We start from the raw sequence: 13,907 nt of genomic DNA on the forward strand, positions 1-13,907 counted from the left end.
CTTGACCGAGGTCAATCCGGTTCGACGGGCGTCCGCCTAGGATGCACGGGCACTCTTGCCGGAAGTCCGCCATGAACGCCCAGCCCCCTGCTCCGCTCGACCCGCAACTGCCGCCCGAAGCGCTCGAAGGCACCCACTGGATCGACACCCTGCGCGATGGCACCCGCGTGCTGATCCGTCCGCTTCGCGCAGAGGACCGCGAGCGCGAGGAAGCCTTCATCGAGCGCTTGTCCGGAGAATCCCGGCGCTATCGGTTCCTCTGCGACTTCAAGGAAGTCAGTCCGGCGCTGCTGCAGCAACTGATGGACGTGCACTATCCCGAACAGATGGCCTTCGTCGCGCTGGCGCACGACAACGGCGAACTGCGCGAGGTCGGGGTCAGCCGCTACAGCGCCACGGGCGACGGCAGCCGTTGCGAATGCGCGGTGACGGTGGCCGACGACTGGCGTCATCGCGGTCTCGGCGTGGTGCTGATGCAACACCTGATCCACGTGGCACGCCGCAATGGCTTCAAGCAGATGTTCTCGATCGACTCGGCCGAAAACGAAGCCATGCGCGAGCTGGCCCACCACTTGGGCTTTCAGCGCCACCTCGATCCGGACGACGCCGCCCAGGTGATCCACACCCTGGCACTGTGACCACCCCGTGCCGGCGGCCCGCATCGTCGCGCCCTCGCGCCGCCCGCCCCCGGGCAAAGCGCGCGATGCGGGTCTGCCGCGCATCCTGCATCCGCTCGCCCGTCGGGCTCAGGCCTCGTGTGACGCGGTGGCGACGGCCGGCTGGCGCTGCAGCCACTCCCCAGCTGCGTCGGCATGCATCGGCCGGCTGATCAGGTAGCCCTGCAGCGCATCGCAGCCCAGGATCTTCAGCAGCCGCGCCTGCTCGGCCGTCTCCACGCCCTCGGCGACCACCCCCATCTGAAGCTGGTGCCCCACCGCGATCACCGTGCGGGTGATCGCGACGCTGTCGTCGTCGTCGGGGAGGTCGCGGATGAAGGACTTGTCGATCTTCAGCCGGTCGACCTTGAACTGCCGCAGGTAGGAAAGGCTGGAATAGCCGGTGCCGAAATCGTCGAACGCGAGTCGTACGCCGAGGGCCTCGAGCTTGCGGATGGCCTGCAGCGCACGGTCGATGTTTTCCATCAGCGAGGACTCGGTCACCTCCAGCTCGAGCTGTTCGGGCTGCAGCCCGTGGCGCTGCAGCGTCTCGGCCACCAGCTCGGCAAAATTGGGGCGCTGCACCTGCTGCGCCGCCACGTTGACCGCCAGCACCAGCCCACCGCCGATGCCCTGATCGATCCATTGGCGCAGTTGCATGCAGGCGCGGTCGAGCACCCACTGTCCCAGCTCCGGCATCAGCCCCATGCCCTCGGCCACGGGAATGAATCGGTCGGGCATGACCAGACCGAGCTCCGGGCTGTTCCAGCGCAGCAATGCCTCGAAACCGAGCAGCCGACCGTCCTGCGCACAGACCTGCGGCTGGTAGTCCAGGTAGAGCTCGTCGGCCTGCATGGCCGAGCGCAGCCGCGCACCGAGCATGCGGCGATCTTCCACCCGCAGCATGTCCTCCTGCGCGTAGGCGCAGACCATGTCGCGCCCCAGATGCTTGGCGCGGGTCATCGACGCCTCGGCCCGCAGCAGCAGCTCGGAGAGATCCTCGACCCGCTCCGGATAACTGGCCACGCCGATACTCATGGTGACCAGCACCTCGCCGGTGGTGATGGCGATCGGCTGCGCGGCTTCCTGGCTCAGTGCCGCCGCTAGTTCCATCGAGTCGCCCAGCGCCATGCCGGGCAGCGCGATCACGAACTCGTCGCCGGTGAACCGGGCCACCCGGCCCCGATCGCCGACCAGCGCACGCAGTCGCCCGGCGATCTCCGCCACGATGCGGTCGCCGACCTCGTGCCCCATGGCCTCGTTGATGGCATGGAAATGGTCGACGTCGGCATAGACGAGCGTCATCGGCTGCTGCGCGTGCAGCCGCCCGTGCGCCTCCAGCATCGCCTCGATCACCGGATAACGCGCCAGCCCGGTCGCCGCGTCGTGGGTGGCGGCATAAGCCAGTCGGGCTTCGGTGTCGCGCTGCTCGGTGACGTCGCTCTGGATCCCGATGTAGTGCGTGACCTCGCCCCGGGCATCCCGCACCGGCGCGATATAGAGCTGGTTCCAGAACAGCGTGCCGTCCTTGCGGACGTTGCGCAGCAGCGTGCTGAATTCCTGGTGGTTGGCCAACGCGTGGCGGATGCCCGCGCGCTCGGCTTCGTTGTCCTCGTTGCCGTGGAGAAAGCGGCAATTGCGCCCCAGCACTTCCTGCCCGGAGTAGCCAGTGATCCTCTCGAATGCCCGGTTGATGAAGATCACCGGCATGTCCGGCTGCCGGGCATCGGCGATCACGACACCGTTGCCGGTGGATTGGATGGCGCGCTCCAGCAGATGGCGGCGCGCATCGGCATGGACCCGGGCGCTGACATCCTGCAGGTGTGCAAGTACGGCGCGACGTCCGCGGTAGTCCATCTCCCGGTAGATGCCCTCGACCGGCAGGGAGGAGCCGTCGCCGCGACGGTGCTCCCATATCGTCGGCTGGCCATCGAGCAGTTCGCCCGCGGACAGCTGGCTGGCGAAGCGCTCGCGCTCGCCGGGCGCGAGCAGGGTCTCGAAGGCCCGCCCCTCGAGCGAGCCCTGCGCACCACCGTACTGCTTCTGGGCCGCCGCATTGGCCGCGAGGATGCGCCCCCGGCCCGGGTCGAACAGCACCAGCGGCACCGGCCCCTCATCGAACAGCAGCCGATGACTGGCCTCGCTCTCGCGCAGGACCTCGACGAACCGGGTGTGGTCGACCGCGTAGCGGATGCTGCGCGCCAGGCGCTCGGCGTCGATCAGCCCCTTCACCAGGTAATCGCTGGCACCGGCTTCCATCGCGGCCATGTCGACCGCGGGATTGCCGCGCCCGGTGAGCACGATGAAGGCCCGCGTCAGCCCTTCGCGGTTGACCGTCTCGATCAGGTCCAGCCCGCTGGTCGGGCCGAGCAGGTAATCGACCAGGTAAACGTCGTGGTCGCCCTGCCGCAATGCGCTCAACCCCTCTTCCGGTGTCGCGCACCAGTCGAACTGATAGCCGCCCGCACTGGCATCGCGGAGCATGTCGCGGATGAGGATGAAATCGTCCTCGTCGTCATCCACCACCAGCACGCGGAGCGGCGTATGGTTCATGCATCCTCCCGTCGCGCGCTGGAAGGCAGCTGCACGATATCCATCCAGTATCGCTCCAGCGAACGCAGCACCATGATCAGTTCGTCGAAGCGGCGCGGTTTGGTGACGTAGGAATTTGCGCCCAGCTGATAACTGAGCCGGATGTCCAGCTCCGCTTTCGAGGTGGTCAGGATGATCACCGGCAGATGCCGCAGCCGCTCGCTTTCGCGGATCGCCCGCAGCGCCTCGCGCCCGTCCATCCGCGGCATGTTGAGATCCAGCAGCACCAGATCCGGCAATCCCCCGTTAGCCGCGGCATCGCGCTCGACCAGACGCGACATCAGTTCGACGCCGTCAGCAACGAATTCGATCGCCACCTCCACCCCGCTCTCGCCGAATGCATCGGACAACAGCACGCGATCGTCCGCATCGTCCTCGGCCACCAGTATCGACAACGTCCCCTGCAACTGCGTCATGAACTCGCTCCTGGCAGATCCCTGTTCGACAGTGGCGCATCCGGCAGCTCCCGTACCGGTCCAGCCGCATGGGCCGGCATCACGACGACGAAGCGCGCCCCTTGCCCACTCACCCCTTCCGCCCACACCGTCCCGCCATGGCGCTCCACGATACGCCGGACGATGGCCAGCCCGATACCGGTACCGGGATAGACATTGCGCGGGTGCAGTCGCTGGAATGGAGCAAAAATACGCTCTACGTAAGACGGATCGAAGCCGATTCCGTTGTCCTGCACCGAGATCTCCCAGCGTTCGGTGGTGATTCCCGCCTCCCCCAGCGGCCGGGCCGATACCCTGATCAGGCAGGGACGGTCCGGTGCGCGGAACTTCAGTGCGTTCGCCAGCAGATTCTGCAACAACTGGCGCATCTGGGAGGGATCGGCCTGCAGCTTCGGCAGTGGTCCGGCATCGATCCGCGCCCCGGCCTCCTGCACGCGTGCATCGAGGTCGTCCAGCACCGTGGCCAGCTCGGCGGAGAGGTCCACCGGCACCAGTGCTGCCGGACGCGTTCCCACGCGCGAGTAGGCGAGCAGGTCGTCGATCAGCGTCTGCATGCGCGACGCCGCGTCGCCCATACGCTGCAGGTAGTCGCTGGACGAGTCGTCCAGTTGCCCGGCGAGACGGGACTGCAGACGATCGGAGAACGCCTGGATCTTGCGCAGTGGCTCCTGCAGATCGTGGGAAGCGACATAGGCGAAATCCTGCAGCTCGCGATTGCGGATGCGCAGGTCATCCATCGCCTTTTCCAGCGCCTGGTCGGCCTGGCGCTTGGCGGTGACATCGCGGGCGACGGCAAATATCTGCCCCTCCGGGGAACGACGCGACGTCCACTCCAGCCACACGTCGCTGCCGTCGGCGCGGCGCAGGCGGTTGACGAAATGCGACAGCGGCTCGCCACTCTCGTACTGCCAGGTGACCGCATCTTCGGTGGCCATGCGGTCCTGGGGATGGACCAGCTCGACCAGCGGCATGCCCAGCAACGTGGCCTCGTCGTGGCCGAGCAGCCGGCAAAAGGCAGGATTGACCTGCACGAAGTGCCCGCTGCCCGCGTCGAAAATGCAGAACACCTCCAGCGAAAGCTCGAAGAAGCGCTGGCGGTCGAGCAGCGAGCGGCGCGCCTCCTTGATGTCGCCGATGTCGCGGAATGCCAGCACCGCGCCCGCCAGCCGGCCGCCGATGCGCAGGGGCGTGGCGACGTAGGCCACATCCAGCCTGTGCCCGTCCCCCAGCGAGAACGACGCGTCGTCGTTGCCGGCCAGGTCGCGACCGTCCAGGATCCCTGCCACGGCGCTCCGGGCCTCCGGCGGCAAGGCCTCGGGATGCGGCAATCCGTAGGAAGGCAGATCCAGCAGGCGGGCGGCCGTGCGATTGAGGAAGGTCGGGACGCCGCTGGCGTCGACCGCCAGCAGCCCCTCGCCGACGCTTTCGGCCACCGCCGAGAGCAGCGCCAGCTGGTTTACCGTGGCCTGTTGGGCACTGCGCAGCTGGCGATGGTCCTGAAGCACGGCAAACAGGCCATGGGCCCGCTGCTCGACCATGATCGGCAGGGTCACGAGGTAGCCGGGAAAGCGATCCTCGGCTCCCTGCAATTCCACCTGTAGGCGGCCCGCCTCGCCACCCGCGGCGCTGGCGAGCGCCGCCTCGATGCGGGAATGCTCGTCCTCGGTGAAGAAGCGCGCGAACAGGCGCTGCCGAAGCTCGGCGGGCGTCGCGCCCAGCAGCGCCGATGCGGCGGCATTCGACTGCGCGATGCGCCCCTCGGCATCGAGCGCAAATACCGCGTCCGGGTGGTGATCGAATAGGGAACGGAAGCGCTGCTCGCTCTCGCTGAGCTGCCGGAAGGCCTGCTCGTGCTCGATCGCGATCGAGGCCAGTGCCGCCAGGCCGTCGATGGCAGCCAACTCCTCCGTACCAGGTTCGCGGATCTCGCCGTAGTACACCGCGAAGGTGCCCAGCACGCTGCCGTTGCGGGCCATGATCGGAGTCGACCAGCAGGCTTGCAGGCCATGCGGCAGCGCGAGCGCCGCGTAGTTAGCCCACAGCGGGTCGGTGGCGATGTCGCTGACCACGACCCGCTCCCGCCGCCACGCGGCCGTGCCGCAGGATCCCGCTTCCGGTCCGATCGCCGCACCGTCGATGGCCTTCATGTATTGCCGCGGGAGATGCGGAGCCGCGCCATGACGCAGCCGCCCGTCTTCGAGCAGCAGAACGGAGCAAAGCGATTCCGGCTGCTGCGCCTCGCAGGCTCGAACGATGGCTTCCAGCACATCGGGTAGCGACCTGCCGCTTGCGATCGCCGTCAGCACCTGCCGCTGCGCCGCCTCCAGTTCCTCGACCCGGTGCAGCTCGGAGTGGTCGCGCCCGATCGCGTAGATGCACTGCGCACGCTCCGACCAGATACCCGACCACTGCATGTGCAACACGCGGCCGTCGTTCGTGAGGTTGCGGTTGCGGAAGTTCGGGTTCGGGTGCCCCGCCGCGATGTCCGCGGCCGCCTCGAACGTGGCCGCAACGTCATCGGGATGGACCAGCCGGGTGATCGATTCGCCGACCAGGCTCTCGACCGGATAGCCCCACAACCGCTCGGCCGCCGCGCTGACCCGCAACAGGCGCCCTTCACGGTCGAGGACGATGATCACATCGGGAGCGCTGTCCATCACCAGCTGGGTCGCTTCCATCGCCTGCGACAGCGCCTCGCGCACGCGCTCCTGCTCGGTGATGTCCTGCACGGCGCCGGCGACGATCGGATCGCCCTCCTTGACCACCAGCTCGGCCAGCGCCCGGATCACCCGCACCTCGCCGTCCGGACGGATCATCCGGTAGCGCCGGTCGATGCGGTCGTCGCCGTGCTCAAGGCGCCGCTGGTCGTCCAGCAGCGCCTGCCAATCCTCCGGATGCACCCGTCGCCGCAATGCCTCGATGCCCTTCTCCCCCGGACTTTCCTCGACGCCGAAGATGGCGCAGGTCTCCGGCGACCAGTGCAGGTAGCCGCTGCGCAGGTACAGTTCCCAACTACCCATGCGCCCGAGTTGCAGCGCGTGGCGCGAATCGGCATCGCGTTTAAGCAACTCGCGCTCACGACGCTTGCGCTCGGAAATATCGTGCATGTAGACGGTCAGGCCACGCGCATGGGGATAGGCACGCATCTCGTACCAGCAGCCCCCGACCTCGTTCGTTGCCTCCAGCGTGACCGGCCGGCCGTCCCGCATGGCGTCCTGCCACCGGCGATGCATGGCACCGCCGGTGCCCGCATCGTCGAGCAGACCACCCAGCACCGACCAGCACGACACGTCCTGCAGCGCACCGACATCCGCCTGGAGCATGCGCGCCGCCTGTGGGTTGACGTAGGTGAAGCGCCAGGTCGGGTCGACCATGAAGACGCCGTCGCTGATGCTCTCGAGCACGGCGATCATGTCCTTTTCGGCATCCGCGAGTGCGGCCTGCATCGCTTCGCGCGCATGCACCTGGTCGCGCAACCTGGCGCTCATCAGCATCGCCTGGCGTTCACGGGCTCTGGCCAGGCCGGACAAGCTCAATGCCCAGGTCAGCAGCACGGCCAACGCAATGCCCAGCAGCAGCACCATCCACGTCGGCCGCTGGTCGGCGATCCGCCCGGGGGCGCTGGACGTCACACTCCACTGCTGGCCGTAGAGCGACACCGTGGCCGCTGGCGCGCTGCCAGGCACACGCACGAAGCCACGGGCAAAAATGGTCTGCCGGCCCTGCTTGATCAGCAGCGAATCGGCACCCTCCTGCGAGGCGAGCAGACTGGGGAAGAACCGATCGAACGCGACGACGGCCACCACATAGCCAACGCGGCTGCCGGACGACACCACCGGGGCCACCAGCAACTCGCCCGGCTGGCCAGACAACAGTTGAACGGGCGCACTGAGGTGCACCACGCCTTCGGCGTCCACCGCATCGAAGACCGCGCGACGATCGGGTGCCTCGTCGAGTTTCGCTCCCAAGCCCACGCCAGGCGCGGAGCGCACCAGATTGAGGCGAAGCACCCGGTCGTTGTCGGCGAATGCCAGCGCGCGCAGGCCGGGCATGTCGGCGAGAAACGCAGCCGCATCGAGTTTGAACAATTCGCCCCTCAGCGGCTCGTCGACCATGCCGAGGCGCTTCGCCAGACGTTGTACGGCGGTCGCCTGTACATCCATGCCGGCCCGCAGCGCGGTCGTCAGTCCCTGCTGACGGCTGCGGGCGAGCGCCGCCTCGAGGGATGCCTGTCTTCGGTCGAGCACGCTCCAGAGGATGGTGGTGAGCAGCACCACGAGCACCCCCGTCGCCACCGGCAAGAACCAGTTGCGACGGACTTCGTCAGCCGACAGTGGGGCATCGCCTCTCACGTCTGCATGTCACCTAGCAGCACACCCGGAGCGCGTGCATCCAAGCATGCCGTGCCCCCTGCCCGCCACCGGACCACGTTGCGGGGCGCTGAAGCGCTTCGCTGCATATCGAAGGCTGAAGCGATTGGAAGGGAATGGCGGCGCTGACTATTCATCTCGAACGCAGGCAGACTCCGATCCGGATCGGTTGATCCGAGACGGAGTGATGGCCTCGGGACCACCCTTTGCACCAGAAAACCGATGCCAGTCCACGCACGAGTGCCCGCCATACCTCCCCCAGTCTGGCGACTTGCCCAACGTTCTAACAGGCCGACCTCATCGCACGGTTCGGCGGCAGGCGCCCAGTCTACGAGCTTCGAGTCGAGATCGCTCTGAGACTGGCAGTCCGCCACCCCATAAGCATGGGGGCTGGAAATCCCTTCGGATCACTTTCCAGACAACCATGCGGTCACTCAGCCGTCAGCCCATCATTGCTTACCAGCAACTGGCGGTGTCATTGGAGCCGCGGGTACCGGACTGGTTGATCGAGAGCGTGCCGCACTGGGTGTCCTTGGCGAGCTGGTTGCCGATCGGAACCGCCTGGATATTGAATGTCGTCTGGGTCGGCTCGCCGGAGGCGAACCCATAGTTGTAGTAGGACGCCGTATCGGTCTTGCAGCCCAGCGTGGGAAGGGTCAATGTGGTGCCGCCGGACTGGTCGTAGCGCATGTTGGTGGTGTAGTAGCGCTCCATGTAGTTCGCATACTCGGACAGGCAGCTCTCGGCCGCCGTGCGATGGGTCCGGATGGTGTACTTCATGTAGGACGGCACCGCGATCGCCATGAGAATGGCAATGACGGCCACCACGATCATCAGCTCGATTAGCGAGAAACCGGCGACTCGGGCTGCGGGTGGTCGGTTGGTATGCGGGTGGGACATCGATCGTTCTCCTGGATCTTTGCCCGACTCGCCGGGCGGGTGGCTACGCGCGATACGCAGCCACCGGTTGCCTTGGACTACGCACCCGCTCAGTTCGAGCGGATCTCGCGCCACGATACGCGCGACGGGTTCTCGTTGTTCGGCGGATTCACCTTGCTCAGCTTGGCGGCACCCTGCACGGTCTGGGTGACGATGTAGGTGTCGCCACCGTACTTGACCGTTGTCACCGTACCCACGGCGTCGAGGCGGATGCCCGAGGTGACCGAGCCATCGCCGCTTGCGCCGAAGCCGCCGCTGATGCCGGGGAAGAAGCCGTTCTTCACCCCGCCACCGGAGGCCGGATCGAACGCCATGGTCCAGCCGGTCTGCAGGCCGGGGTTGCACTGGATGGCCGAGATGGTCGGCGGGACGGCGGTGTTGACCACCACTGCCCCCTCCACGATGGTCGGGTTGTAGATGATCTGCTCATCGGTATCGGGCAAATCGAAATACCAGCCATATTCGTTGTCGTTGCTGGTGCAGTCGGTCGACCCCTTCCAGCAGACCACGTTCGACGTCGACAGCGTCCGGTAGCCGAGCACCTGGCCGTTGCCACTACCGGCGGTCTGCGACACCAGCGCCTGCTGCAGCAGCGTGCTGCGCGAGATCGACTGCGCACCGGAAAGCGTCGCGTACTTGATCGACGCGATGCTGTTCCAGTTGCTCATGTCGTAGTCCCAGATGCCGTAGAACGTCTGGGTGCCGTTAGCGTACTGGTCGCCCTGGCTGGCCGTGAACGGCGTCTTGCGGCCGGTGCCGAAGAACACCATGAGCCGGTTGGTGTTGCCCGTGCGCACGCTCGCCACCACCGGCGCCGTGGTGATGGGCTGCCGGTTGCCGGAGGCGTCCTTGGCGACAAGCAGCGGATTGAAGGCCGAGCCGTTCGCACCGTACTTGGATACCGACCAGCTATTGGAGTTCTTGCTGGTCACATCGAAGCGCCAGACATTGCCCTGCAGATCGCCCGCGTACAGGTAGTCCACGATGTGGTCACCATCGAGATCGGCCGAGGTCACGTAGGAAATGCCATTGGCGAGCGTGGACGAACCGATGCCGGTATCAAGGAACTGGAAAGTCACCGCACCGGTGGTCGAATCGACAAGCCCGATGTAGACGCCCGCCGACGTCCCGCTGCCCAGGCCGTTGCCGAAGATGATCGCCCATTGCCCGTTGTGCATGCGGGCGATGATCGGCGTTCCGACCGTCTGCCCCAGGTGGCTGAGCGTGCCGGAGCCGCCGATCCAGTCGCCCTTGACCAGGCTGGCCGCATTGGACTCGGAGAAATTGCCCGGGTTGGTGATATCCAGTGCGTAGATTTCGCTTCCGGAGGTCCCTACCCCTCCCACGAGCCAGGTGTGCCAGGCATTGCCGTAGAACAGGTCACCCACGCTGGGGGTGGCATCGACATAGAAGTCATGCGTGTAGACCGGGCTGGTGAGGTTGACAAGCTTGCTGCCAGTCAAAAGGCCGGACGGCAGGAAACCGACGAGCTCCTTGCCGTCGTTGTTGGTACTGACATAGTTGCCGGAGCTGTCATAGGAACCAGCCTCGAAACCGTGCAGGAGGCCGTCGTTGGCACCCACGTACACCATGTTGGTGCGTCCGGTCTGTGCGGTCACGAAAGCGCTGTAGCTCTGCGCTCCGGACGCCGACTCGGGAATACTCGCATTGCTGTAGAGGGCGTCCGCGAACGAATCCGGAAGCGTGCCCGACACCGGCGCACCGACGAAGGTCGGGCTGGAGTCGATGACGTCGCCCAGCACCTTGGTACGCGCCCGAAGGTTGCCCGGCGAAGGCTGCAACTGCTCGACGCTGCGCACACCACGCAGCCAGCTCACTCGGTCCTGGCCCAGGCTGTCCGTGCTGTTCAGCGCAGCCTGTTGCGTGGTCGTCAGGTTGGACCACTGCAATCCCACGCCCTGGGCGCTGGTCGGGTTCCAGGTCATCAGCTGGCGCGAAGATGGCGACTCGGCAGTCACCGTGGTGGTCGCATTGCCGCTGGCATCGGTCCCCATCGCCGGGCAGGCACCACCGGTCAGCACGCAACTGGCATCCCAGTTGGCCTGGGTGGAAATGCTCAGCGTCCCGTTGGTGGTCACCAATGGCAGCGACTGCACCGAACCCCACCAGTTATCCGTGGTATACGTCGCCAGATAGACCTGCGACCCGATTTTCACTTCGCCCGACTGGATCGTGTTGGTTGCCGCGCTGGAATTGGACTGCAACGGCGAGGCCTGGAAACAGGTGATCTCATGGACGTTGTTGCTGCCTCCGGTACCGGAGGAGAAGCCGAAGCGCAGCGCACTGGGCAACGGACCGTTGTCCTGGGTGATCAGGCGGTTGGCAAGGACCGGGGTGAACGCGCCATTGTTGTAGCTATAGGCGAAATTGAGCAGGCCCGACGGCGAGATGGTGATCTTGTAGGTGATCGGGTACGCATCGGTACGCGTGGAGGCGCTCTCCTTGGCAATCTTCTGCGAATTCGGGAGCACGCGGTAGCCACCGGGGATGACGGCATAGTTCGTGTAGGCAGGAAGCGAGACACTGTCACCATCGGAACCGACGTACTTGCCGCTTGAGCAGACGGCCGTGAGCTTGCTCTTGTTCGGCGAGCCGGAGTAGTAGTTCGGATTTAACGACTGCAGATACGCCCAAGTCAGGTTTCCCGCGCCGCGCAGGCCGATGCGCATCGGCTGGTACTGACGCCCACCGTTGTACCAGCTGTTTGAACCGAGCGACATGTCTCCCGAGTAGTGGGTGTTGACTACACCGGTGTTGGTGTTGTCGCCGCTATTGAGGAAGTTGCCGAACTCGTCGATGCCCAGGCCGAGGTAGGCGTTGGCGAGGCCTTCGTACTTGCCATTCACGTTCGAGCAGCTGTAACCCAGGCTGCCGCCCAGTGCACCGGCGGTGGATGGGACGGGCTTGGTACCGTCTGTCATGAAGAACGTGATGCCGTCGGCGCCGTCCCCCGCCGTGCCGCCACTATTGCCACCGTAGGTGTAGGTGGTGAAGGTGACTTGCAGACCCTGGCTCAGTGGAAAGCTGAAGTTGGAGAGGATGGCGCCTGTCTGGTTGTTGACCGCAGGCGTGAGGCGAAGGGCGCCATAGCCCGCTTGGTCATTCGGACTGGAGCACTTGGGAATACTGCCCGTGCCGGAACCGGCGGTCAGGCAGGCGTAATCCAGGGCCTTCCAGTCGAGCGTCGACTGCGTTCCCGAAAAGTTGTCGGTGTAGGTGGTGGCGCGCGCTGCCCCGCCGAAGCAAAGGAGCGTGAGCAGCGCGCTGGCGATGAGGGAATTGCGCTTCATGATGGTTTCCCGATCAGGACAGGGCGACGTTCGCCGTTACTTGCGGTAGATCGACTGCAGCGTCACCGTGGCACGGTCGCCGGCATTGGCCGGTCCACTGCGCGCCGTGATGCGGAAGAAATCGGCCGTGCTGTTGGAGCTGCACGGGCCATAACCCGAACAACTGGACACCTGGCTGACGACCGGCGAGGGAATCTGGAAATTCCCGAGGTACTCGACCACGTATTGCGGCTGGCTTGCCGAGAGAGTCCCTGCATCGAATGCGGTTTTCGCAACCGAGACAACCTGATCAGCAGGGACATTGGGATCAGTCATGGCGTTGATCAGGCAATTGTTGCCGCCCGTGGGAGAGCAGTCGTAGAAGTTTCCCGGGGACGCAGCCGCCTGCACGGCTACCTCGCCCTGCCGCAGCGCAGCCTCGGCCGCCTGAAAGGCGATCTGCCGGTCCAGGAAATTCGAGGTCATCTTCTGCTGCATGGTCGTGCTTCGCACAGCCGCCAGGCCCACGATCGTGATGAGCAGCAGCAGCAGCAGCGCCACCACCAGGGCGACGCCGCGCTGGTGCCGCGCATGGGGCAAAGAGAGACGGCGATGGCTGGAACGGATCATCTCAGTTCACCCGGTTGCGAATGGTGGCGGTCGCCGTGAATTTGCGGCTAATCGCCTGCTGGGCGGTGCTGGCGCGCTTGTCCGTACTTTCCAGCGTCAGGGACGCCTGCACGGCATCGACTTTCGACCAGTCGCTGACCTGATCCGCCGTCTTGAAGGTCGCGTCGCCCTGAACGTGGTAGAGCAGCTGCAGGTCGGTAACGTTGCGCACCATTTCGTCGGCGATCGCCGGCGCACTGGAACTGCTCGATGTCGTATCCACGGAACCACGGAACAGGGATTTGGTACCCGCCGAGTTGTAGCCGATGTACCAGTCGTGGGCGACCAGCTTGATGATCTGCGAGTTGGCGCCGAACGGGTACTGGTTGCCGGTCGGGGTGCACACCACCGGAAAGCCCAGACCCTTTGAGCAGACTCCGGGATATTGCGAGCCGCCCGTATTGGTCACGACCTCCACGTTGGTCGAACTGGACGTGCTGGGGCCCGATACCTGGGTGATGGCCGTGTGGGTGGGATCACACACCACGATGATGTCGCCGGGTACCAGCGGAGAGGGCTGGTTCAGCGTGAACTGGGCCGAATTTTTATCGTAGGACTGCACGCTGAGGCCCGTGTCGGTGGCGCCCAGCACCTGGATCGAATCGGTGCCGGTGACCCGCTGGCCTGCCGCTGTTCCGGTGGCGACCGCCGGGTCGGTCTGGGACCCGGTGTAGCCATGCACCGCATTGGCGAAATTGGCGTACCACTGGGTGTCCTGATGCAGCAGCACGTTGGCCACCGGTGCACCGTTGTCACACCCGGTAAGTCCGGCCGCCCGCAGGTCCTGCATCAGCATCTCGAACGCCACGCGGGAGTTCTCCTGGACATCGGCCAGGGCGGTGTTCGTGGTGTAGGAATTCTGTCCGGCCAGGAACACGCTGAGCGCGCCGCCGACCACGATGAGGCCGAGCAGCATCGCGATCATCAACTCGACCA

8 protein-coding genes are annotated in these 13,907 nt (G+C 65.8%); 1 reads left to right on the top strand and 7 read right to left on the bottom strand.

Annotated features, from left to right (window positions below; genetic code table 11):
- The first annotated feature begins 71 nt into the window (after positions 1-71).
- On the top strand, positions 72-638 hold the full coding sequence (locus ATSB10_RS05785) for a GNAT family N-acetyltransferase (protein ID WP_017460862.1): 567 nt from the start codon (positions 72-74) through the stop codon (positions 636-638).
- A gap of 108 nt (positions 639-746) precedes the next feature.
- Here the strand turns inward: ATSB10_RS05785 and ATSB10_RS05790 are convergent, their stop codons facing one another.
- The 7 genes from ATSB10_RS05790 to ATSB10_RS05820 all read right to left on the bottom strand — a co-directional run bounded on the left by ATSB10_RS05790 (position 747) and on the right by ATSB10_RS05820 (position 13,896).
- Positions 747-3,209 carry an EAL domain-containing protein gene (locus ATSB10_RS05790; RefSeq protein WP_063671203.1) on the bottom strand — a complete coding sequence of 821 codons (2,463 nt, stop codon included), beginning with the start codon at positions 3,207-3,209 and terminating at the stop codon, positions 747-749.
- Positions 3,206-3,664, bottom strand: a complete 459-nt coding sequence (locus tag ATSB10_RS05795) for a response regulator (RefSeq protein ID WP_063671205.1) — start codon at positions 3,662-3,664, stop codon at positions 3,206-3,208. The genes ATSB10_RS05790 and ATSB10_RS05795 overlap by 4 nt, the downstream gene beginning before the upstream one ends.
- Positions 3,661-8,055, bottom strand: a complete 4,395-nt coding sequence (locus tag ATSB10_RS05800; protein WP_157469099.1) for a PAS domain S-box protein — start codon at positions 8,053-8,055, stop codon at positions 3,661-3,663. The genes ATSB10_RS05795 and ATSB10_RS05800 overlap by 4 nt, the downstream gene beginning before the upstream one ends.
- Before the next feature lie 474 nt (positions 8,056-8,529).
- Positions 8,530-8,973, bottom strand: a complete 444-nt coding sequence (locus ATSB10_RS05805; RefSeq protein WP_063671209.1) for a type IV pilin protein — start codon at positions 8,971-8,973, stop codon at positions 8,530-8,532.
- Positions 8,974-9,062: 89 nt separating this feature from the next.
- Positions 9,063-12,323 (bottom strand): pilus assembly protein, encoded by a 3,261-nt coding sequence (locus tag ATSB10_RS05810; RefSeq protein WP_063671211.1) that lies wholly within the window; start codon positions 12,321-12,323, stop codon positions 9,063-9,065.
- A gap of 36 nt (positions 12,324-12,359) precedes the next feature.
- On the bottom strand, positions 12,360-12,932 hold the full coding sequence (locus tag ATSB10_RS05815; RefSeq protein WP_063671212.1) for a pilus assembly PilX family protein: 573 nt from the start codon (positions 12,930-12,932) through the stop codon (positions 12,360-12,362).
- A gap of 1 nt (position 12,933) precedes the next feature.
- A complete protein-coding gene (locus ATSB10_RS05820; RefSeq protein WP_236886500.1) occupies positions 12,934-13,896 on the bottom strand; it encodes a PilW family protein in 963 nt (320 codons plus the stop codon).
- Between the last annotated feature and the right edge of the window lie 11 nt (positions 13,897-13,907).

This window comes from Dyella thiooxydans (assembly GCF_001641285.1).
In the GTDB taxonomy this organism is placed as follows: domain Bacteria; phylum Pseudomonadota; class Gammaproteobacteria; order Xanthomonadales; family Rhodanobacteraceae; genus Dyella_A; species Dyella_A thiooxydans.

What these genes read in the sequence shown, in the direction of transcription:
- ATSB10_RS05810 (WP_063671211.1), bottom strand. Translation starts at nt 12,323, where the DNA reads ATGAAGCGCAATTCCCTCATCGCCAGCGCGCTGCTCACGCTCCTTTGC.
- ATSB10_RS05820 (WP_236886500.1), bottom strand. Translation starts at nt 13,896, where the DNA reads ATGATCGCGATGCTGCTCGGCCTCATCGTGGTCGGCGGCGCGCTCAGC.
- ATSB10_RS05785 (WP_017460862.1), top strand. Translation starts at nt 72, where the DNA reads ATGAACGCCCAGCCCCCTGCTCCGCTCGACCCGCAACTGCCGCCCGAA.
- ATSB10_RS05795 (WP_063671205.1), bottom strand. Translation starts at nt 3,664, where the DNA reads ATGACGCAGTTGCAGGGGACGTTGTCGATACTGGTGGCCGAGGACGAT.
- ATSB10_RS05815 (WP_063671212.1), bottom strand. Translation starts at nt 12,932, where the DNA reads ATGATCCGTTCCAGCCATCGCCGTCTCTCTTTGCCCCATGCGCGGCAC.
- ATSB10_RS05805 (WP_063671209.1), bottom strand. Translation starts at nt 8,973, where the DNA reads ATGTCCCACCCGCATACCAACCGACCACCCGCAGCCCGAGTCGCCGGT.
- ATSB10_RS05790 (WP_063671203.1), bottom strand. Translation starts at nt 3,209, where the DNA reads ATGAACCATACGCCGCTCCGCGTGCTGGTGGTGGATGACGACGAGGAC.